Origin of the sequence: Pyrococcus horikoshii OT3, assembly GCF_000011105.1 — an archaeon.
GTDB lineage: Archaea > Methanobacteriota_B > Thermococci > Thermococcales > Thermococcaceae > Pyrococcus > Pyrococcus horikoshii.
In genome coordinates this window covers 1099698-1121197 of record NC_000961.1, presented here as the reverse complement: position 1 = coordinate 1121197, position 21500 = coordinate 1099698, and the positions used below count along the sequence as shown (strand labels likewise).

The window sequence follows — 21500 nt, the reverse complement described above, 5'->3', positions numbered from 1 at the left end:
AAGACCTATGGAGGAATACGCCTTAGAAGAGTTGTTCGTTAGAGGAATTGAAGTTAGCTACCTCTACATTTGCCCTACAAAGCTATGGTTCTTTACCCACGGAATAGCGATGGAATAGGAAAGTGAGTGGGTAGATCTAGGGAAGTTCCTCCATGAGCAGAGGTATGAGAACGAGGAAAAGGAAGTTCTGATAGGCCCAATAAAAATAGACTTCATCAGAAGAGGAGACGTCATAGAGGTTCATGAGGTAAAGCTAGGAAAGACCATGGAGAAGGCCCACGAGATGCAGACCCTCTACTATCTTTATTACCTTAAGAAGCATGGGATAAAGGCCAAAGCGATACTGCACTACCCAAAGCTAAACGAAAAAAGAGAGATCGAACTTGAGGGTAGGGAAAAAGAGGTTGAGGATGCTATAATTCAAGTTGAAGTTATAAAATCATCCCCAAAGCCACCTAAGCCGAGGAAGAGTAAAATTTGCAAGAAGTGCGCGTATAGGGAGCTCTGCTGGGGGTAATAAGATGAGGAAAAAGCCCTTGACAATTTTCTCTGATGGGACCCTTACAAGGAGGGAGAACACCCTATATTTTGAGAGCGCAAAGGGAAGAAAACCCCTTGCAATTGAGGGAATATACGACATCTACATATACGGACACGTGAACATAACATCACAAGCCTTACACTACATAGCCCAAAAGGGAATATTAATTCACTTCTTTAATCACTATGGTTACTATGACGGAACCTTTTATCCTAGAGAGACACTCCTCTCTGGAGATTTGATAATAAGGCAAGCAGAGCACTATTTAAACAAAGAGAAGAGACTCTTCCTTGCGAAATCCTTCGTAACCGGAGGAACAAAGAACATGGAAAGGAATTTGAAGAATTGGGGTATAAAAGCAAAGCTTTCCGATTATCTAGATGAGTTAAATGATGCAAGGAAGATAACGGAAATCATGAACGTTGAAGCTAGGATAAGGCAAGAATACTACGCCAAGTGGGATGAGAACCTTCCTGAGGAATTTAAAATAGTTAAGAGAACTAGGAGACCTCCAAAAAATGAGATGAATGCGCTAATTAGTTTTCTGAACTCAAGGCTTTACGCCACGATAATTACGGAGATATACAACACCCAACTAGCTCCTACCATAAGCTACCTCCACGAGCCTAGCGAGAGGAGGTTCTCCCTTTCCCTTGATCTGAGTGAGATTTTCAAGCCAATTATTGCGGATAGAGTTGCAAATAGACTTGTGAAGAAAGGAAGCCTAAAGAAGGAACATTTTAGGGAAGATTTAAATGGGGTTCTTTTGACTGAGGAGGGAATGAAGATTGTAACGAAAGCTTACAATGAAGAACTTCAAAAGTCGGTTAAACATCCAAAAATTGGAAGTAATGTTACAAGGCAAAGACTAATAAGGCTTGAAGCGTACAAGCTTATAAAGCATTTAGTCGGAGTTGAAGAGTATAAGCCATTGGTTGCATGGTTTTAAATTATCTCCTCTATTGGATTCTTCTCAATCCCTAGTATCTCCCTGGGTGGCATTGATCTAAGCTTATATATGATCACGGAATCCTCATCCTCATCTATTATCTTTTTAAGTCCAGCTTTAATTCTCTCATACTCAGCTAACGTTACTTCACCCTCGAAAACGCTATTCTGAACCCAATTTAAATGCATTCTCAGGAACTTCTTAACCTTATTTACCCTTTCAACGTTTATATCATATACAACCACTATATACATAACAATGCACCGAAAATTATTCGATATAAGATGTTATAATCCTTTTCATCGCATAAAGGAATTAGATAGTTTTAATGAATGTACTCTTCTCTCTCGCTTGGCATGGTATGTTTACTAACTACTTGTTATTATTTTGCAAAAAGTTACAAAATAAATAGTATTTTATCACGAAAAAATTTCAAAAATAAGAAGTTAAGTTTATGAGATCGGAAAACTCTAAAAAATCTGTAATTATCTGACCATTTTTAGAATATTGGTTTTTAAACACTAAATATGAAGAGCTGAGTGTTATGGTCTTGTAGTGTTCCAATTAATAGAATTAAATACTCCTCGTAGAAAGGAAAATATGAGTAAGGAAATTTCCCTCAATCCTCTTCTTAATCACTACAAATATAAAGTTATAGTAAAGGGAATGCCCAAAAGTCTTATAAAATTTGAGTAATATAGTAACTCTAGTAGAGAAATAAAGCAAAATTGGCTCCTGTTCCAATAAGACTAAAATAGAATTGAAAGGTTTCTGCTGGAGAAATAATTCGTTCAGAGGTTGTGGGTTCCAATAAGACTAAAATAGAATTGAAAGGCTTGTCCATTTGTAGAGGCACGTGGAATTGAGAAGTGTTCCAATAAGACTAAAATAGAATTGAAAGACAGGATACGGGACACATAAAGGTCGTGGACTGGATAGTTCCAATAAGACTAAAATAGAATTGAAAGTACTCGGTGTGAAGTCCGTAAATCTTATGACATCCAAGTTCCAATAAGACTAAAATAGAATTGAAAGAGCGTCATTCACAAACTGGTTCAGCGTATATAATATGTTCCAATAAGACTAAAATAGAATTGAAAGACGAACAGGTTCTCCTGGTACGTGAAGCCTGCGGATGGTTCCAATAAGACTAAAATAGAATTGAAAGCTTTATGAGCTCGCTCAGTAGAAACTTCAGTTCATCCGTTCCAATAAGACTAAAATAGAATTGAAAGGACATTTTTGCTGAGGTTGAACTTGTCTTTTAACCCCAGGTTCCAATAAGACTAAAATAGAATTGAAAGGGGATAGGTTCTTTAGTTGTTCCTTGATTTGTTCTAGTTCCAATAAGACTAAAATAGAATTGAAAGACAAGAGTGGCAGGTTGGGGCTAATGAACTAAGAATCGTTCCAATAAGACTAAAATAGAATTGAAAGAGGGCTGGACTATCAAGGAGATGGAGTGCTTGGTGGCGAGTTCCAATAAGACTAAAATAGAATTGAAAGAAGCATAGTCATAATCGCGCTCCAATTGGGCTACTGTTCCAATAAGACTAAAATAGAATTGAAAGTTAAAAGTGGAACATCATCGCCAGACCATGACCACGTTCCAATAAGACTAAAATAGAATTGAAAGCTGACTGGGCAGCTGCACCTGGAAAGGCAGGGGCTGCGTTCCAATAAGACTAAAATAGAATTGAAAGAAATTGTGATTGATATTGCTGGCGATATAGGAAGTTTGTTCCAATAAGACTAAAATAGAATTGAAAGTCACTCACGACGTAACTGCAGGAACCTCATACGATTGTTCCAATAAGACTAAAATAGAATTGAAAGATATTGGGACATACTCACTGCCCACTTCTATATACTCGTTCCAATAAGACTAAAATAGAATTAGCTGAAGATAAAATATAAAGAGCTCTAGATCTTCTTATTTCCTAGGAATATCTTGGCCTTTCCGTTTTTAGCAAGCCATTTTATGAGTTCCCTTGCAAACTCTAACTTCTTTCTCTTTTCCTCCCAGGCTTCCACATGCTTAGTAAGCCAGGGTTTACTCCACTTGCCAACTTTTCCAGAAAAATCAAAGCCCAGGAGAATTATCTCTTTGGCTCCTAGCTCCTCTGCGAGGAAAGCGGCCCTATCACCATCTGTAAAGCCTCCAAAGTTATATATTATATCCAAGGGTTTTGTCTGACAAGTTCCTAAGACTAAGGGGAAGTTAGTAACTATAGGTAATTTGTCAATATTATCCCCATGAGCATGGACAACCATCACGGCCTTCTTTGAAGCCTCTAGCAAATCTCTTATCCTACCGTCCAGATCTGTAACAACAATATCTGGAATTATCCCATTTTTCAAAAGAGCTGAGGTCGCTCCATCTGCCGCTATCTTTGTTCCATCTGAAAAGTCTCTTCCCCTTATCTCATCTTCCAAATTTGGACCAGCCCCAAATATATAGACTCTTTCCATAATTATTGAATTAATTTCTTCTTTAATTATGTAATTATCGTTTTCAATTAATATGGATCTCAAAACTTCCGCGGCCTTTTCATCATCTTCCATCGAGTAACCCATCACCCTGACGATCCTTTCATAGAATGGTTTCCACTCTTCCCACTTCATACAATAACTGTTAAAACATGAGACAAAGAAAAATGTTTGGGCCGATGAGGAACGAGCCCGGCCCTGAAGGATGATGAAAGCTACCACTACTGAGGTCATCCAAAGAAGGCACCCATGCTTTCGGCCTCTTCTTCACTTAACCCTTTAACTATAAATTCTGGCATTTTGTTCTTCAGATTATCGTATTCCTCCTTACTTATCTCCTTAGCTTCTCCCTCTTTTACGTGGAAGTAAACTCCCACATCGTCCCTGTAAGCTAATACGAATTCTTTACTCTCAATATTGGTGAGATCCACGAGTATCAGATTTCCACCCGTGAAAGGTTTCTTGCACTTAAATGGAACGTTTGCTGAATTTAGCATTGCATCACCAAGGGCTAAGTTAGCCTTCATGCCGTTTATTTCAGTATAGAACTGTTTACCTTCGAAGTCTCCTTCAACTATTATGAGCTTCTTGATCCCCTCTAAATCAATTATGGGAGCTCCCTTCTTTTTTAGGATGGAAAATAAATCCTCGATTGTCTCAGCGTTCCTCAAACTTGAGACTAATCCTTCAACTTTCATCTGCTCTCACCTAAGACCACTCAGAGACTTCCTTTTAAATCTTTGTCATATCCCACAGGAGGTAAGCCCTCGCAATTTTTTCCCTAAATCTCTTCTCCATATCTTTCCTGAACTTCTCAAGGGCCTTATCATGGATGGGGAACTCTATTCCTTTATACTTAACCTCAACTAGGAGTAATCCCTCGGCCGGGGCTGGTGGTACCTTTCTGCTCTTCTCAAACTTTCCTCGTAGCATCTTCCTTACTTCCTCTGAGCTTAGCTTTCCAAGGCCACAGAGCTCTAGGGTTTTCACTATTCTTCTCACCATCTCCCAAAGGAAGCTCTTTGCTTCAACCTCTATTGCAAGAACTGGACCCAAATCCAGAACTTCAATTCTATCTATGCTCCTTACGGTTTCTCTCCCATCTACCCTTGAAAATGCTGAGAAGTCATGAACTCCAAGGAAGAGCTTAGAACATTCTTTGACCTTCTCGACGTCAAGATCGAAGGAGGGGAGGTAGTACCTATAAACCTTTGACCTCGCCCAGAACCTGGGGTGAAAATCTGATGGGACTTTAACCGCTGAGAGTACCCATACATCTTTAAGCTTCGCATTTAGTATCATCGGATTTGTTATCCTTTCATCTTCGGTTGTTATAGCTACGACGTTGCCGAGGGCACTAACACCTTTATCAGTTCTTGATGCGCTCTTTAATTCATTAAACATTATTCCAGAATTATTTAATGCTTTAATTATCTCGCCTTCCACAGTCCTCACATTTGGTTGCCTCTGGAATCCATGAAACTTAGTTCCATCATATGCTATTTTAAGGGCTACCTTCATATTTAAAAATCAAGTGTTAATCCTTAATAAATCTCGGGAGGTTGCGAGATGAGGGGTAGCGTGAGCAAGATCGTGAGATTTGAAGATGAGGAGGAGTTTATAGAAGAGATGCAGACAGCTTTCGACATTTTCAGCGAGCTCTCTCAGAGGTATGGAGGAGGAAACGTAATTGAGGGTGTAATACTGTGGGATACCGTTGGAATCAGAGATAACGACGATATCAAAGTCTTTAGGATTGGAGAGTTCCAGTGGGTTAAGGGTACCCTTAATTTAGAGCCAGAAAAGTTGTTTACCTTGGAGAAATACTTTGATGAACTTGAAAGCAAGTGGGATGAACTCAGCGTTGATGACGTGAAATACTTCGTTGATCTAATGAATGAAGCATTGGGGGAGGAAAGGGTATATTATGAAGCATATGATCTTGGCCTAAAAAGGGGAGAAGCTTACCTCATAATAAACCTCTTGGCCCTTGAGTACCTTGACCATGTGATTGACGTTGAAGACCGAGAAGCCTTTGACTGGGCCTTAAACATGCTGATGAAATACCTTTGAGGTGATTACATGGACATTAGGGAAATGCTCATTGAGCAATATGGATACGCTCCGGAAGGCTTGATTCTGGAAGTTAAGGGAAAGAAGATCTATGCATATAAGCCCTGCGATTTTCCCGAGAACGGTCATAATGGAATTTACATAGGGGCTATAGAAAAGGATGGGATAAGACTAACGATAGAAGGATCTTTCATAATAGGACCTAATGCTAAGAGGAACGTAATAGAGGTTGATGATGAGAGGGCTAAATCATGGATGAGAGGGGAGGACATCGAGGTTAATGAGGAGGGAAACAGATGGGTAATACTGAAGTGGAGGGATTTCTGGCTTGGAGGTGGCAAGTTAGTAAATGGTGTCGTTAAAAACTACATTCCAAAGGAGAGGAGGTTAAACTTTTAGTTTTTAACCTTTTATTTTAAAAACTCCTAAAAGCCCTTTTCTATTTTTCAAAGATCGTCATGAAGAGGGAGATTAAATATCTACTAATTATCATAGGGATTGCCTTTGGTCTGAGCTCCCTATCCTTGGGTTTACTCGGCCTCTCAAAGTTTATTCCTCAGTTCTTTTCATTAGCTATTCTAGATTCAATAAACCCATGCACGTTTGTAGTCTATACGATCTTCTTAATCGCTCTCTCTGTTAAGGGTTTACCCAAGAAGAGCTTATACATTGTTGGCTTAGCCTTTATAGTTGCAGTTTATATCTCCTATTATTCCCTGGGCGTCGGCCTTGTCATTATTACCGGGAAGATCCCGGTAAGTTGGGCCGGCTATCTAGCAGTGATCCTTGGAATTTATAATATAGTGACTGGAATTCTTGAAAAGTCTAGAACCGTGGGTAAAGGTAAATTGAGGAAACTTGCATTTTCAGTCGAGGGAACTATGGTAGGTGGGTTAATTCTTGGGTTCATGGTCTCTCTAACACTCTTACCATGTTCCATGGGTCCTTACGTTGTTTACGCAACTATCGTCTCCAAGATGAAATTATTAGCCTACCTAATGCTTGCCCTCTACAATCTTATATTTGTCCTTCCCCTATTTGTAATACTATTTGGAATGGGAAGCTTAACGGATAGCAAAAGCTTTTCAAGAACGATAGTTAAGCATTCCAGGGAGCTTTCAGTAGTTTCGGGAATTCTCCTAATCGGAATAGGTGCCTGGATTCTCATGTAAACCTAAAGTTGAAAACTAAAACTTTTAAAAATTGTTAAAAGCTGTAACACTTTTTCTGAAATTGGTGTGAAAAATGGAGAATTTAAATTTAGCTATAAAGGAAAAGAAGTTTGATGTAATACTTGAATATGCAAAGGTATTCCATGGTCATATATGCCCATACTTAGCCCTTGGAATTAGGTCTTCCCTTATAGCGATGGAAGAACTAAGCGTAAACAGGCTCGGCCTTGAGGAAAGTGTTGATGAAAGCATTTTAGCTATAGTGGAGACGAACAGTTGTTTTGCCGATGGGGTTCAAGTTACCACGGGATGCACGTTTGGTAATAACTCTCTAATCTTCCTTGATACGGGAAAAACTGCATTAACCTTAGTTAAGAGGGGTAACTGGGAAGGAGTAAGGGTGTACGTTGATGCTGAGAAGCTCAAAGATTATTACCCCCCAGGAGCTATAGAGCTCTTTGAAAAAGTTATCAAAAGAAGAGAAGGGACACCCGAGGAAAAGAGGAAACTTAGTAAGCTCTGGGAGGAGACTGGAAGAAAGTTCCTTTATCTTCCTAAGGAGATTTTCGAGGTAAAGAAGGTTAAGGTTTCCCCAATAGAGCAAGCTCCCATTTTCGAAAGCGTTAGATGTAGTAGATGTGGAGAGCTCGTAATGGCCCCTAAGGCTGTTTATATAAACGGGAAACCGTTCTGTAAGGTTTGTGCTGGAAAGGAGATACTTGGCGTAATAGGTAGGGGAATAGTCGAGCTGGAGGAGGTTAAGTTATGAAAAGGCTACTTTCAATAATTTTGATAGCTTTCATCTTGGGTTGTATAAATACTGGACAAACTTCTACAACTGGAGTAACCGTAAAGGATATGCTCGGAAGGACTGTTGATGTTCCTAAGGAAGTTCACAGGATAGTCGCAGTAGGGCCGGGATGCCTTAGGATCATCGTTTATTTAAACGCTACTAACATGGTAGTTGGTGTTGAAGATTTCGAAAAGAGATACTCGTTTGGAAGGCCTTACATAATCGCCCACCCCGAGCTGAAAAACTTACCCTCAATAGGCCCCGGAGGTCCCGGGAAGCTTCCAAATTTGGAAGCGATAATGAAGCTCAAGCCGGATATAATATTTGCCACATACATAGATGAAAAAACGGCAAATGACATACAGAAAAAGACGGGTATTCCAGTTGTAGTCTTGAGTTACGGTGAGCTCTCTAACTTTACCGATGAAGAATTCTTTAGCTCCTTAAGATTAGCTGGTAAGATACTGGGAAGGGAGAAGAGGGCTGAGGACATTATTTCCTTCATAAAATCCGCTGAAGAAGATCTAAGGAAGAGAACTGAAAAAGTTAAACCGAAAAAAGTTTACGTTGGAGGGATAGGCTACAAAGGAGCTCATGGAATTGAAAGCACGAAAGCTGATTATCCTCCCTTCGAGGTTTTGCGTGCCTACAATGTTGCTAGCGCTCTAGGAAAGGGGCACAAGTTCATCGATAAGGAGATCCTCCTTAAGTGGCAACCCGAGTACATATTCATTGATGAAGGGGGACTTAGGCTTATCCTAGATGACTATAAGAAGAATCCTGAATTCTATAGATCCTTGAGAGCAGTTAAAGAGGGGAAACTTTACGGTTTGCTACCTTACAACTTCTATTCAACGAACATAGGAACAGCGATAGCGGATGCCTACTTCATAGGAAAGGTTCTATACCCGGAGGAGTTTAAGGATGTTGATCCAGAGAAGAAGGCCGATGAGATATACTCTTTCCTCGTAGGAAAACCAGTATACAAGGTTCTCGCTGAGCAGTTCGGTGGATTTGGGAAAATAGACCTAGAAAACGGTAAAGTTGCTTATTCACTACCCCAGAATCCGTGATGAGCTATGTACGAGGAATACGTGAGGAAAAGGATTTTAGCAATCCTTTTTCTTTTACTCCTAATTATAACCTTAGCTATATTTTCCTTAACTAAGGGAGCTTACCCTCTCTCAGCTAAAGAAGTTATTCTTGCCCTCTTCACCAGGGGAAATCCTTCAGCAAGGGAAGCGGTATGGAACATAAGGCTACCTAGGATAATAGCTTCAATAATCGTTGGTGCATCCCTAGCCCTTGGAGGTGCAGTTCTTCAGGGAATCTTGAGAAATCCATTGGCAACTCCCTTCACCATGGGAGTCTCTCACGGGGCGATGTTTGGAGCATCCTTGGCGATACTCTTAGGGGCCGGCTATGCCGAGAGCTCGGGAAAGATCAGCGTAGATAATCCCTACATTATAGTGGCCTTTGCCTTCGCTGGGGCCATGACTTCCACGGTAGTGATAATTCTCCTGGCAAAGCTTAAAGGGTTAAGCCCTCAAGCGATGATACTTGCAGGAGTTGCCATGAGCTCCCTCTTTGTAGCTTTAACAACACTAATTCAGTACTTTGCGAATGAAATACAATTAGCAGCAATGGTTTACTGGAGCTTTGGTGACCTGGGTAGACCTTATTGGTTTGAAAATGCTATAATGATTCTTTCTTTGATCCCAATACTTGCTTTTTTCCTTCTGAAGGGATGGGATTTAAATGCTTCCTCGCTTGGTGATGAGGTAGCCCTTTCCGTAGGGGTTGATATTGAAAAGTTCAGGCTAATATCTGCAGTACTCTCAACCTACGTAACATCCGTTACTGTCGCTTTCGTTGGGGTGATAGGGTTCGTAGGATTAATAGCCCCTCACATAGTGAGGCTCATCTTTGGAGGAGATTACAGGTTCCTAATCCCCTTATCAACCCTTTTAGGGGGTTTAATACTTCTAGTAGCGGATACGTTTGCTAGGTTAATTTTCTCACCGATGATACTTCCAGTTGGAGTTGTTACCTCATTTTTGGGAGCTCCAATGTTCCTGTACTTGTTAATTAGAATGGAGGGAAGGGAATGAAGGGGATAGAGGTTGAAAACTTGAAGTTCTCACATAATGGGAGGGAGATACTGCACGATATAAACTTTGAAATTGACAAGGGGAGCTTTCTAATTATCCTGGGTCCAAATGGCGCTGGAAAGACAACATTACTCAGATGCATAGCTGGGATACTCAAATATAAAGGAAGCATTAAAGTTCTGGGAAACGACATAAAGGAGTTAAGTAGGATCGAGCTTGCAAAGCTATTAGCCTATGTTCCCCAAAGGATAGAGCCAGGGTTCCTAAGGGTCTTTGATTTCGTTCTCCTGGGGAGGAAACCATATATGGGTTTAAACCCAGGGAGGAAGGATTTAAAAGCTGTGGAGGATGCACTTAGGTTACTCGGCATTCAGAGGCTTGAAGATAGAATTATGAAAACTTTAAGCGGTGGGGAACTACAGAAAGTTGCTATAGCTAGAGCCATAGCCCAGGAAACTCCTGTTATCCTCCTTGACGAACCAACTAACAATCTCGATCCTAAGAGTCAGATTGAAGTTATGGAGATAATAAAGGATCTCGTAAAGAGGGGTAAGACCGTGGTTACCGTTATGCATGACTTGACCCTAGCCCTCAGGTTTGGGGAAGAGTTTCTCTTCCTTAAAGATGGTAGGAGCACTGGATTATTAACAAGGGAAGAGCTTGAGGAAAAGATTTTGAGCGAGACGTATGGAGTCAAGATTAGGGTTGCAAGGGTAGAGGGGGAGGTAATTCCTCTAGTCGGATTATAGCTCTATTCCGTAGACTTTCTCAGGATTTTCAACGTGTATCCTATAGACGTCATCCTCAGTTAATATTCCTTTCTGGAGGAGCTCCTTAGTTCTTCTGGGAACGGTTTTTGGTCCTAAAACGGCCCCAGGCCTTCTCTTATCATCTATGTAATCCGTTTCCATGAGAAACCTTGTTCCCTGCTTTATGGCTTCCTCTATGTTCTTCCTGCTCGCTATTATACTAGGAAAAATTCCAACTTCTTCTGCAACCTTAACGAGAGGTGGAGAAAAGTGCTTAACAACTCTATAGGGTTTTATCCCCACTTCTCTCACGTACCTTCCAAGTTCCCTGAACTTCTCCTCATCAAAACTTTCGGTGTGTAACTGAACTGCACAATCTGCTTCCTTAGCTAGGGCCATTGCATACTTCATGATCTCTATACTTGCTTCCCATATTTCCTCAGGAACTGGGTAGTGAGGCCTTCCCACTTCTCCTATTCCAATAGCCTTACCATCCAGGCATAATCTTTGGGCATGCTCCAGGGCCTTCATTACCTCCCTCTTGGCATATTCGATCCCTCTAGCTCTCGCTAGATAATCGAACTCGGCCGGATGGACGCCTACGACGGCATAAGCCTTTACAGGTGTTTCCTTATTTATTATCTCCACAAGCTCAACGTGGAAATCCATGGCCCTCATGAAGTCTTCTCCCTTCATTCCCCCGAATCCATAGTCATGGGCGCTTTTGTAAACGACTACGAGGTGAGTACCTCCAGCCCTATGGAACTGCTTCACTGCTTCCAGGAATAATCCGTTAATGGGATCGACGTGGAAGTGGTTATCCAGGATTATCATACGAGGTACACCTCCAAGATGTCATCCTTTTCAGCGTTTATATTTTTCTCTAGCATCATTCCAACTCTATCTCCAGGGATTGCAAACTCTATCTTCTTATGCTCCCTCTCCATACTCACTATTCCCGCTACTTTCTTCCCTTTCTTAACCTTGTATCCAACTTTAACTATCCCCTCGAGAACCTCGCATATTATGACATCCCTAAATCCAACTTTAAGTATACTTTCAACCTTAACCTTACCGACGGGTTTTCCGGTTACATCCTTCTCATCCTCACCCTTTCTTTTAAAGAACTTAAACATCTTACCACCCCCAAAGTATCAGGGAACCAATTATAATCATGCTATCCACTACGATGTAACTTATCGGATCTTTAATCGCGAAAAGCAAGATTCCCCCTATTACTATTGGGATCAAGTTTAAGATGAGTATCACTATCCCATCGCTTAATCCCAAATTGGGCATCTCTACATCATTAATCTTTTTGCTCACATACTTCATACTTATCCCTGAGGCTAAGAGAGGGGAAAGCACAAGAGGGAATATATAGAGGGCCTTAGTTCCGTTGAATATAAGGGATAATGCCAGGAGAGTTAGGTTAAGGAATATGGGTATGGTTGACATTACAAGACCTTTGGTAAGTAGAAATCTCTTCTTGCTTATTGGTAGACTTTTCAGGGTCTCAAATCCCTCAAGCTCCATCTTAAATACCGCGTCAAGGGTTATCGAGGCCAAGATCCCTATGGTTATCATGAGCATTCCCGTAGATCTTAGGGGGAAGCCTTCCTTTCCCACCATGTAGATCCACCACAAGCCCATGTAAACGGGGGCCAAGAAACCTCCGAGAAGCTGAGTTCTTCTAAATATAATTTTATAGTCCTTGAAGACTAAGCTGACTAGGGAATTCATTGATCTTATGGAGTATTCAACCTTTACATTACCTTCTACCTTCTCCACTTCTAGGCTTTCCCATAATCTTCTTATCCCGTAAATGTAGAGCATTCCAAAAGGAATAGCGTAGATAATCAAGAACATGAAGGATTTGAGGGGGTTGTAAATTGTTGATGCCACCATTGGAAAAACTACCTCGTATTCCTTAAATATTGGGGTCAACATCTCGACGTTCTCTTTAACGAACTTGACAATTCCCTGAATTAGGAGATATATGCTTATCATGAGGAGTATCCCAAATGCCTTTGCGAGGTTCTTCAGTATACTTCCCCTCCCAACGTAGCTCCCCCCAAATTTAACTTGGAATACTAATGCTAATGAATGGCCCATTAGTACAGCTAAAATTAGCCAGCCAATACCTAAAAGATCCTCACCAATTCCACCTAAAAAGAAAGTAGAGGGGAGGAGGAGAAAGAATCCTGGAAGGGTATCAATTAATATTAAAACTGAAAGTATCAATCCAAGCCTTGGAATTGGAAGTGACTTTAAGGGTTCAAGAACTTTTCCGGACTTTAGATAGGCCACCATGAGACTTGTTGTGTATATGGAATATATGAATGGGACTATGAGGTTTGGAGCGAATAGAATTCCCCTGACATCCCTGGGAGCTAAGTAAATTGATAATCCTATCATGAAGCCCAAAAGCATGAAGGCAAGGCTCTGAAGTCCAACTGCAAGTTTAATATTTCCTTGCCACTTTAAGCTATTCATAAGCTTCTTTTCATTCCTCGAAATGCTCACGTTTTCCTTTATCATCCTGTAGTGAAGCTCTCTGTAAGTAACTCTAATTATCTCCCAGAGCATTAAAGGGCCTCCTTTAGTGCTGAAACTATCTGAGAAACCTCTTCCTTCGCTTGAGTTAGCTTTAGGAATATATCTTCAAGCTTCTCTTCCCTTGCGATCTCCCTTAATTCATCTATAGTTCCTTCGGCTACTATCCTCCCTTCGTATATTATACCTATCCTATCGCACATAACCTCAGCTAGGGCTAAGATGTGAGTTGAAAATACTATACTCTTACCTTCCTCCTTAAACTCAAAAAGTAACTCCCTGAATATTCTAGCACTTTTAGGGTCAAGGCCATTCATGGCTTCATCTAGTATCAAAACTTGAGGATCGTGTAACAAAGCCGAGATTAGGGAAATTTTTTGCTTCGTCCCAAAGCTCAAGGTTCCTATTAACTGGTTCATGTACTTACCTATCCCAAACGCATCTACGAGCCTTTTAACTCTCTCCTCGAGAATATCTTGAGGAATCCTCCTCACTCCTCCTATGAAACTGAAAAACTCTGCTGGGGTTAAGCTCTCATAAAGTGCGGGGGTTTCCGGAACATAACCCACGATCTCCTTAACCTTCATTGGATCTCTTGAGACGTCCACTCCAGCCACCATTACTTTACCTTCAAAATCGGTAATTATCCCGGAAAGTATCCTCATAGTAGTTGACTTTCCACTTCCATTCGGCCCTAGAAGTCCGTATATCTCCCCATCATTAACCGTGAAATTGATCCCCTTTAGTACCTCTTTTGATCCGAATTTCTTTCTGAGGTTTTCAACTATTATCATAACTTTTCCCCGTTAAGTGTTTACCTTATAACTCTTATTAGTTTTTCTAGCTTCTCCTTTAATTCTGGAGGGGCCTCTTCTACCCTAGCACCTCCCAGGAGAGGCCAGAGTATGGAATCTATATGAAGTGGAGGGACGTTGGATTCTTTAGCGATCTTCATCCAGAAATCCCTAGGTCTCTCGTTTGTAAGCTTCCTGGTTAACTTAATTATCCTAACATCCTCCGGGATTGGTATCTCCATTGGATATGGGTTGAACTTAGAAAGGACTATTCTAGCAGCATAACCAAACATTTTAACGCTAAAAACAACGGTTTTAGATTCCCTGTCAACCTTCAGCACTTTCGCTATCGCCTTCCATAGGAGGGTCATATCTTCGTAATACCTTTCTATACTTTCCTCCGTGAGCGTGGAAAGGAAAGGCTCTATCTTCTTTATCCTCAGAAGTTTTTGCTGTATTAACCTTCTATTAAACTTTGAATTGGGTAGAAACTCCTTATACGCTGAGTATATTGTTTTAACTTCCTTCCCCTTAAAGTACTTTGCAAATTCCCACCACCACATCTCTCCTTTCCCAGTAAGTTGGTAGCTGACTAAGGCATTCGCTATAACAAGTCTCACGAAATTTACCCTGTCCATCCCTTCACTTAAATATGAGAGGGCCTTAAACTGTTCATCAATATTCTCCTCTATGAACCTTGCACCTTCGATCCCAATTTCTCTGATTAATTCCGCTATCATTTCACACCACTTATGAGCCTTTCAAGGAAGAGGTTCTCGCCCAGGACTTCAGCTCCTTTATTCCTGGGAATTCCAAGCTCTATCTCGGCCTTTATCCCATAATCGTCAAGAAGATCTGCAACCTTCACTCTAACTGAATTATATTCCTCCTTTCTTATTAATCCATAAACCGTCGGGCCCCAGCTACTTTGGCCTGCTCCGTACGTCGTCTCCTTTAAGATCTCCACGACGGTTTTAATGTCCTCCCTAAATGTTCCTCCTTGAAATGTTGCGAAGTGCTTTCCAACGAGCTCTTGGATATCCGTTAGAAATCTTCCGAATTTCTCAATGTTCTTCTCAATTAAGGATGGGACTAACCCCAGCATTAGCCTATACGTTATCTCCTTAGCAATATTGACGTTGCCAAAGTTGCTCCCAAACATTATTCCTTCCTCTTCCTCCTCGCTTAGTCCCCTCTTTACCTTGGGAATCACGAGTATAAAGGCCCAATTCTCTGGGAAATCATGCCTCATTATTAGAGGGGGATAGGTATCTTTAACTCCCCCATCGACGACAAAGCCACCGAACTTGAAGATGTAAAGACCCGCTCCGCTCTCTCTGGCTCTTTTCAGGGAAAAGGCTACCTCCTCTATGGGAATGTCTTTTTTTGCGATCCTCAGGATCGCCGAAGCTATTGCTAGAGTTAATTGCGTGGTGGAGCCGAGTCCTATGTGCCTGGGGATGCTCTTTCTCACTTCTATGTAATAATCCAGTCCCGTTTCGTACTCTAGATTTAGCTCTTTTACTATCTTCTCTATAACCTCCCTATCTTCTTTATCGGCCTCTATCGTTAAAGAACCGGCCGGTGTTACCTTGATGTCGTAACCTCCTTCAAGTGCAACTCCAATGCTACCGAACTTTCTTCCCAAGCTACCCGTTGGATCTATTATTCCTAGATGAAGTCTCCTAGGTGTTCTAACGATCACTACAATCACCTAAGGTCTATTAATTAAGTATGATGCTTAAGAAAATTAGGAAAAAAGTTCAAAACCAGGGGCCCCAGGGAGGCCTCCTGTACGGCCTAATAAGCCTCCAGATAATGTAAACAACTACAAGGGCTATGACGTAGGGAGCTGCAACTAGGAACAGCTTAAATAATAGGTATAGGATTATTAGAATGAAGATAATGTCCACTATGAATCCTACTCCAGGGCCGTAATAATAACCTCTTCCTGGGCCTCTTCCAAATCCTCTTGGCATGGGATTTCCACTCTCTTAAAATTTAAAAAGATTATGGAAAATCACCACCAGCCGTAGAGCCATCTCAGGGTTCTTCTACTTGGCATTCCAGTCCATGGACAGTAACCGAGCCTGGCACCCCAGCCTCTTCCTCCTCTTCCCCATCCACGGCCCCATCCTCTTCCCCAGCCTCCTCTCCAGCCCCATCTTGGGGCCCAGTAGTACCTCGGTGGATAAGCGGGAGCGGGAGTATAGACTGCTGGAGTGGGAGCTTGCACTTGAATTGGAGCGGTAGTTTGTGGTGCTGAACCGCTAATTGCACTTTTCACGGCATCTTCAACTTTAGTTCCTGGGGGTACGGTGTACACTCTAATTCCCGCTGCCTGGATAGCTCCCATGGCATTGGGACCTACCTGGGGAGCAACTATAGTATCAACTCCCTCATTTATTAGCATTTGCACGGCCATTGGCCCAGCTCCACCTGCTGCTGTTGATGCCGAATTTTGAATTACCCTAACGTTTTTAATTTCACCATTCTCAACATCAACTATCGCGAATGCAGGTGCTCTTGCGAATACGGGAGCAACTGTATCTTCTAAACCTCCACCGTTAGTTGGAACTGCGATCCTCATTTATCACCACCTCTCAAAATTTTGTGCATATGCACAGATATATAAAGTTTTCGACTGGCCTAATTCTAATAAACCTTATATAACTTGTTAGGGCCACCTAATTCCGGGTGAGGAGTTATGAGGTGCCTCAAGGTAGCCTTTGGAATGGAGGATGATGAACATCTCATAGACGCTCACTACGGAGATTCAGAGTTTTTCGCGATCTATGAGATCTGTGAAGACGGTAGCGTAAAGCTCCTTGAGAAAAGGAACAACAAGGCTAAGGATCTTGAAGAAGAGGATGAGGGACATGGAGATCCTAGGAAGTTCAGGGCCGTGGTAGGTCAGCTTCTTGATGTTGACGTTCTGGCAGCCTTTAGAATGGGACCAAACTTCCTAAGGATTCGAGATAAGACGAATAAGGTAGCTTTCTTTACACGGACAAGAGATTTAAATGTGGCAATTCAGAGGATAATAGAAAACTTCGATGACCTATGGAATCAAGTTCAAGAGAAGAAGAAAAAGATCCCGATGAAGGTGAGCGAGTTTTGAACTTCCTTGGTATAGTACCCAAGGTTGCTAAGGTTTCTTTTCTTTACATTGCATTTTCAGCATTGTTAGAAAGGCTCTTCACTTTTGACTTCTCTTTTCCTAGGATCGGAGGAATACTAGTCTTTGTAGGTATTGTGCTATGGGCTATCTGCTACTTCCAAGTCTCCAAGGCCTATAAAGCGGGAAAATTACTTAAAAGTGGATGTTACTCAGTTGTTAGACACCCAATATATACGATTTGGGGGGTCCTGATCCTTCCGGGCTTTTCTCTTGTGATTGGAGGGTTCATGCTTGGATTACCTGTAGTCTACTGGATTTCAATTCTATACTACATTGAAGAAGAAGAGAGATTCCTTCATGTAAGGTTTGGAAAAGAATGGGAAGAATATGCTTCACGCGTTCCTAGATTTATACCCAACCTTTTTGAAGTTATAAAGAAACTCGATCCTGGGGAGAGAAAATGATAAGCGAGGAAAGCGTGAAACTTGCAGAGGAACTTATTAGGAAGGGATATAGTGAGAAGAAAATAAGGTCACTCCTTAAGCTTCCTGAAAATGATTTTAAGCTAGCCTTGGAAGTTGCTAGAGCTAGAATCAAGGCAAAAGATAAATTCTCAAGGAATGATCTCTGGTTCAATCTTGAAGGGCTGAGATACGCTACTCATGAAGCCGTTGCCGACTACAGAGGTAAAAGGCTCAAAGAGCAGGGAATAAAGAGCATAGCAGATGTATCTTGTGGGGTTGGAATACAGCTTATATTCTTTGCTAAGCATGGAATAAGAAGCGTGGGAGTTGATATTGATCCAATTAAGATAGAGTTTGCAAGGAGAAATGCCGAAAAATATGGGGTCAAAGTCGAGTTTATGGTTGGAGATTCCTTGAGCCCTGAAGTCGTGGAGAAAATAGATGCTGATGTGATATTCTCGGATCCTGCTCGTCCTCCGGAGGTTCCAGAGAGAAACCTTGAGGATCTACTTCCAAGTCCCCTTAAGGTTTATGAGGCTTATAAAAAGAGAGTTGATGCTTTCATCTTCGATTTACCTCCTCAGATAAGAAGAGAGAAAGTTCCATGGGAGGGAGAGTTTGAGTATATAGATCTTTTCGGTCACCTAAATAGACTTACATTCTACACAGAACCACTAGCAAAGGCCGAGAGGAGTGCGGTAATTCTCCCTCAAGGGGTAAGGCTTGAAAGCGATCCCGACCTAGAGAACATAGTTGAAGAAACTAAGGAACCAAGAAGGTATCTTTACGAAATTCCTCAAGCTATTGACTATGCGAACTTGATCAATGAGCTTTTCCATAAGGTAAAAGGAGATCTAAAGCTATTGTTGAGAGAAAAGAGGAGAATATTAGCGACTAGTAATGATGAAGTTGAGAGTGACTATTTCAAGAGGAGTTACATTGTCGTTAAGACCATGCCATTTCATCCGGTCAGGATAAACGATTTTCTGAGGAAAGAAGGGTATGGAAGGGCAACCCTTAGAATTAACATTGATGAAAAGGAATATTGGAGAGTCAGGAAGAAGATAGAAGCGGGACTTAAGGGGGAAAAGAGGGCTTTTGTCTTTAAGGTTGGAAATTTAGCGATTATTGCTGAGGAACTTCATCGGGCTCTATAACAATGTAAGGCCCTTTACTCAGCTTTCTTATCTCCTCCTTTGTTAGCTTTCTGCTCTTAACTTTTTCTCCAATTAACGCGCTATTCCCAAAGGGATCCATTATCCTTACAGTTAGAGGCTTTTTGCCTTCTTTAACTTCTTCTATATATTTTAACAGTTCGTCTATCCTTCTAACTGCTTCTCTATCATTTTCCTGTTCTTTGAAGTCTCTTGCCATCAGCAGAACTTCCTTTGCCCTTTCCAGGACTCCTTCTATATTACTAACAAAGCCTTCTGCCGCTGGTCCGGGTTCTATCTTTATCCCTAGCTCTTCGAGCTCTATGGTCCCACTCTTGCTTCTAACTACCCTTATAAATAAGTCTTTTTCTTCTTCAACTTTAACCTCATAAAGCCTCGGTTCCCTTTCCTCTAATATTATAACATCGGAATTCCTATAACCACATCTCTCACAAACAACGGTAGATTCCATAACCTCACCAAAATAGGGTATCCTGTGAATGAATTGTATAGCCTTTAGTGTTCCTTTTCCCCCGCATATTGGGCAATCCCCTAACCTTATTTCCTGAATTTTTTCGGGCTTTAGCTCTTCTCCCACGCATACCCCTCCACACCTCTTTCTTATACAAGCTTTATAAATCATTAGACAAAGTTTTAAACCATGCAGATATTATCAAATGGTATTTTATTCGCGATTTCCAGGGAAAATGGTGATATGACTGAAGAGTACGATGGGCTCTATGCCTTTGATACTAGATTCATTAGGAATTCTAGCTTTCACGTCGATGGGATAAGGTTCATTGGAGGTAACCAGGAAGGTTTTGAAAAGGGCTTTTCAATTTTTCTAGGTAATGATATCGCAATTATAAGGGAAAGGAAGGTATATGGAGAAACCTATCGAGAAGCATTTCATATTTACAACAGGAGAAATAGAATCACCAAAGTTAAAGTAATCTATAGGTTTGAAGTTTCAATGGAGGATATATTTGAAGTTAGGAGATTTAGTGGGGTGCGAATTGAGAGAAGAATTGAAAATTATAGGTATAAGGGAATAGATCACATTAATAGGAGGCTTAGTATAGAAACTAACATGGATAATCTTGGAAATAAATTAGTTAAGACCGTGATATTGGAACCCTTTGAAAGTAGATCCCTTTACATTGAATTTAAACCCGAGATCTCAATAGCATTACCTTTTAGGCCTTCTAAATCCCTAAAGAATCTCGTAAAAACAAACTTGACTTGGCTTAATAACATCTTTAAAAGAGCTCTCAAAGAGCTTTCAGCCCTAACTGTGGAAATCGATTACGGAAAAATAGCCTTTGCAGGCTTACCTTACTATGCTTCTCCCTTTGGCCGAGATGCAATAATAACTGCACTCTTTCTCCTTCCTTGGTATCCCGAGTATGCTAGGGGAACTTTAAATTTCTTTTCAAAACTTCAGGGAAAGGAATTTGATGAAGGAAATGAAGAGGAACCTGGAAAAATCCCCCATGAGGTTAGATATGGAGAGCTTTCACTTTCTAGAAAACTTCCATTTTACCCTTACTATGGAACCGTTGATGCAACCCCTCTCTACGTAATCCTAGCGGGTGAGTATCTTAAATGGACTGAAGATAGAGGCTTTATTGAGAGAATAAAACCTGCCTTAACTATGGCCGTTGATTGGATCTTAAGAAAACTGGAGGAAGGAGAAGGATACGTGAGGTACACTCCTGGATTGCTAAAAAACAAGGGATGGAAAGATTCAGCTAATGCAATCATGACCGAAGATGGGACTCCCCTAGAACCGCCTATCGCCTTAGTCGAGGTTCAAGGGTATGCCTATAAGGCCCTTTTGGATGCAGCGATCCTAAACCTAACGGATCATGACCCTAAAGATCTAATGAAGGAGGGTAGGAAGCTCAAGAAGAGATTTAATAAGGACTTTTGGACTGGTGGATTTTATGCCTTAGCATTAGATGGAAAGAATAACCCTTCACGGGTTATAGCATCCAATGTAGGGCATCTCCTATTTACGGGTATAGCGAAGCACGAGAAAAAGATAATTGAAAGACTGAAAGAGGAGGATTTGCTAACTAGATGGGGTATAAGAACGTTAAGCTCCCAGGAGAGATCTTATGATCCGTTCAGTTATCACAATGGAAGCATATGGCCCCATGACAATGCAATAATAGCTCTCGGATTTTCGGAGGCTTTCGAACTTGCAAAAAGAATATTCCTTGCCTGTAAGTATTTGAAGGGATTACCAGAATTTTATGCCGGGCTTGATAGTGAGTATCCTATAGTTCCTTTTAGAGCGAATTACCCACAAGCATGGAGCTCCGCAAGCCTATTTGCACTTCTAAAAGCAATTCTAAACATGACTCCCGAAGAGATCAAGCCTGAGCTACCTCCCTGGTTAAAGCTTTCGACAAAGATTATAATTAAAGGAAAAAGAAGAATCATTAAAGTGAAAGGAGATAAAGTGGAGATTAGGTAGGCTCAGGGGGTGTTCACTTCATCACTCTTCAGCTGGCTTGCTATTCATCAT

General features: G+C 41.2%; 25 protein-coding genes, 1 pseudogene and 1 CRISPR repeat array. Of the genes and pseudogenes, 13 read left to right on the top strand and 13 right to left on the bottom strand.

Annotation, left to right across the window (positions count from 1 at the left end):
- Positions 1-7 precede the first annotated feature (7 nt).
- Together cas4 and cas1b are read left to right on the top strand one after the other, a co-directional pair.
- A pseudogene (cas4, locus tag PH_RS05860) lies at positions 8-517 on the top strand (CRISPR-associated protein Cas4).
- Between the two features lie 4 nt (positions 518-521).
- Positions 522-1490 carry a type I-B CRISPR-associated endonuclease Cas1b gene (gene cas1b / locus PH_RS05855; protein ID WP_010885333.1) on the top strand — a complete coding sequence of 323 codons (969 nt, stop codon included), beginning with the start codon at positions 522-524 and terminating at the stop codon, positions 1488-1490.
- Here cas1b and cas2 read toward each other — a convergent pair.
- The 4 genes from cas2 to truA all read right to left on the bottom strand — a co-directional run bounded on the left by cas2 (position 1487) and on the right by truA (position 5501).
- Positions 1487-1744, bottom strand: coding sequence for a CRISPR-associated endonuclease Cas2 (gene cas2, locus PH_RS05850; protein WP_010885332.1), 258 nt, complete (start codon positions 1742-1744; stop codon positions 1487-1489). The two genes, cas1b and cas2, sit on opposite strands and share 4 nt — an antisense overlap.
- A 483-nt stretch (positions 1745-2227) precedes the next feature.
- Positions 2228-3393: a CRISPR direct-repeat array (repeat unit 30 nt; unit sequence GTTCCAATAAGACTAAAATAGAATTGAAAG).
- A 20-nt stretch (positions 3394-3413) separates the two neighbouring features.
- On the bottom strand, positions 3414-4115 hold the full coding sequence (locus PH_RS05845; protein ID WP_048053339.1) for a 6-hydroxymethylpterin diphosphokinase MptE-like protein: 702 nt from the start codon (positions 4113-4115) through the stop codon (positions 3414-3416).
- A 95-nt stretch (positions 4116-4210) separates the two neighbouring features.
- A complete protein-coding gene (locus tag PH_RS05840) occupies positions 4211-4678 on the bottom strand; it encodes a hypothetical protein (RefSeq protein ID WP_010885330.1) in 468 nt (155 codons plus the stop codon).
- A 34-nt stretch (positions 4679-4712) separates the two neighbouring features.
- Positions 4713-5501, bottom strand: a complete 789-nt coding sequence (gene truA, locus PH_RS05835) for a tRNA pseudouridine(38-40) synthase TruA (protein ID WP_010885329.1) — start codon at positions 5499-5501, stop codon at positions 4713-4715.
- A gap of 48 nt (positions 5502-5549) precedes the next feature.
- On the opposite strand from truA, the gene PH_RS05830 reads away from it, so the two are divergent.
- From PH_RS05830 to PH_RS05800, 7 genes are all read left to right on the top strand, one after another.
- Positions 5550-6053 (top strand): hypothetical protein, encoded by a 504-nt coding sequence (locus PH_RS05830; protein WP_010885328.1) that lies wholly within the window; start codon positions 5550-5552, stop codon positions 6051-6053.
- Between the two features lie 9 nt (positions 6054-6062).
- Positions 6063-6452: a methyltransferase RsmF C-terminal domain-like protein gene (locus PH_RS05825; protein ID WP_010885327.1), complete on the top strand. Its 390-nt coding sequence runs from the start codon at positions 6063-6065 to the stop codon at positions 6450-6452.
- A gap of 59 nt (positions 6453-6511) precedes the next feature.
- A complete protein-coding gene (locus tag PH_RS05820; RefSeq protein WP_010885326.1) occupies positions 6512-7225 on the top strand; it encodes a cytochrome c biogenesis CcdA family protein in 714 nt (237 codons plus the stop codon).
- Between the two features lie 73 nt (positions 7226-7298).
- Positions 7299-7994, top strand: coding sequence for an FmdE family protein (locus PH_RS05815; RefSeq protein WP_010885325.1), 696 nt, complete (start codon positions 7299-7301; stop codon positions 7992-7994).
- Positions 7991-9091 carry an iron ABC transporter substrate-binding protein gene (locus PH_RS05810; protein WP_010885324.1) on the top strand — a complete coding sequence of 367 codons (1101 nt, stop codon included), beginning with the start codon at positions 7991-7993 and terminating at the stop codon, positions 9089-9091. The genes PH_RS05815 and PH_RS05810 overlap by 4 nt, the downstream gene beginning before the upstream one ends.
- Before the next feature lie 6 nt (positions 9092-9097).
- On the top strand, positions 9098-10129 hold the full coding sequence (locus PH_RS05805; protein WP_010885323.1) for a FecCD family ABC transporter permease: 1032 nt from the start codon (positions 9098-9100) through the stop codon (positions 10127-10129).
- On the top strand, positions 10126-10878 hold the full coding sequence (locus PH_RS05800; RefSeq protein WP_010885322.1) for an ABC transporter ATP-binding protein: 753 nt from the start codon (positions 10126-10128) through the stop codon (positions 10876-10878). The genes PH_RS05805 and PH_RS05800 overlap by 4 nt, the downstream gene beginning before the upstream one ends.
- On the opposite strand, the gene PH_RS05795 is transcribed toward PH_RS05800, so the two are convergent.
- The 8 genes from PH_RS05795 to PH_RS05760 are packed head-to-tail and all read right to left on the bottom strand — an operon-like array spanning position 10873 to position 16818.
- Positions 10873-11712 carry a TatD family hydrolase gene (locus PH_RS05795; RefSeq protein WP_010885321.1) on the bottom strand — a complete coding sequence of 280 codons (840 nt, stop codon included), beginning with the start codon at positions 11710-11712 and terminating at the stop codon, positions 10873-10875. The two genes, PH_RS05800 and PH_RS05795, sit on opposite strands and share 6 nt — an antisense overlap.
- Complete coding sequence (gene pbp11 / locus PH_RS05790; protein ID WP_010885320.1) at positions 11709-12014, bottom strand: tRNA-binding protein Pbp11; 306 nt, start codon at positions 12012-12014, stop codon at positions 11709-11711. Before pbp11 ends, PH_RS05795 begins: the two co-directional genes overlap by 4 nt.
- Position 12015: 1 nt before the next feature.
- Positions 12016-13467, bottom strand: a complete 1452-nt coding sequence (locus PH_RS05785; RefSeq protein ID WP_010885318.1) for a hypothetical protein — start codon at positions 13465-13467, stop codon at positions 12016-12018.
- Entirely contained in the window at positions 13467-14228 is a 762-nt protein-coding gene (locus PH_RS05780) for an ABC transporter ATP-binding protein (RefSeq protein ID WP_010885317.1), read from the bottom strand. Before PH_RS05780 ends, PH_RS05785 begins: the two co-directional genes overlap by 1 nt.
- Positions 14229-14248: 20 nt before the next feature.
- On the bottom strand, positions 14249-14968 hold the full coding sequence (locus PH_RS05775; protein WP_010885316.1) for an N-glycosylase/DNA lyase: 720 nt from the start codon (positions 14966-14968) through the stop codon (positions 14249-14251).
- Positions 14965-15933, bottom strand: coding sequence for a beta-ribofuranosylaminobenzene 5'-phosphate synthase family protein (locus PH_RS05770; RefSeq protein ID WP_048053338.1), 969 nt, complete (start codon positions 15931-15933; stop codon positions 14965-14967). The genes PH_RS05775 and PH_RS05770 overlap by 4 nt, the downstream gene beginning before the upstream one ends.
- Before the next feature lie 58 nt (positions 15934-15991).
- Positions 15992-16207 (bottom strand): hypothetical protein, encoded by a 216-nt coding sequence (locus tag PH_RS05765; RefSeq protein ID WP_010885314.1) that lies wholly within the window; start codon positions 16205-16207, stop codon positions 15992-15994.
- 41 nt (positions 16208-16248) lie between these two features.
- The gene (locus PH_RS05760; protein ID WP_010885313.1) at positions 16249-16818 is read right to left on the bottom strand and encodes a NifB/NifX family molybdenum-iron cluster-binding protein; all 570 of its coding nucleotides are present in this window, start codon (positions 16816-16818) and stop codon (positions 16249-16251) included.
- A 117-nt stretch (positions 16819-16935) separates the two neighbouring features.
- On the opposite strand from PH_RS05760, the gene PH_RS05755 reads away from it, so the two are divergent.
- The 3 genes from PH_RS05755 to PH_RS05745 are packed head-to-tail and all read left to right on the top strand — an operon-like array spanning position 16936 to position 18970.
- Positions 16936-17349 carry a NifB/NifX family molybdenum-iron cluster-binding protein gene (locus PH_RS05755; protein ID WP_010885312.1) on the top strand — a complete coding sequence of 138 codons (414 nt, stop codon included), beginning with the start codon at positions 16936-16938 and terminating at the stop codon, positions 17347-17349.
- Positions 17346-17813, top strand: coding sequence for a methyltransferase family protein (locus PH_RS05750; RefSeq protein ID WP_048053337.1), 468 nt, complete (start codon positions 17346-17348; stop codon positions 17811-17813). The genes PH_RS05755 and PH_RS05750 overlap by 4 nt, the downstream gene beginning before the upstream one ends.
- A complete protein-coding gene (locus PH_RS05745) occupies positions 17810-18970 on the top strand; it encodes a class I SAM-dependent methyltransferase (protein ID WP_010885310.1) in 1161 nt (386 codons plus the stop codon). The genes PH_RS05750 and PH_RS05745 overlap by 4 nt, the downstream gene beginning before the upstream one ends.
- On the opposite strand, the gene PH_RS05740 is transcribed toward PH_RS05745, so the two are convergent.
- Positions 18939-19610 carry a ZPR1 zinc finger domain-containing protein gene (locus PH_RS05740; protein WP_010885309.1) on the bottom strand — a complete coding sequence of 224 codons (672 nt, stop codon included), beginning with the start codon at positions 19608-19610 and terminating at the stop codon, positions 18939-18941. The genes PH_RS05745 and PH_RS05740 overlap by 32 nt on opposite strands.
- A gap of 18 nt (positions 19611-19628) precedes the next feature.
- Between PH_RS05740 and PH_RS05735 the strand changes: the two genes are divergently transcribed.
- A complete protein-coding gene (locus tag PH_RS05735; RefSeq protein ID WP_010885308.1) occupies positions 19629-21449 on the top strand; it encodes an amylo-alpha-1,6-glucosidase in 1821 nt (606 codons plus the stop codon).
- The last annotated feature ends 51 nt before the right edge of the window (positions 21450-21500 follow it).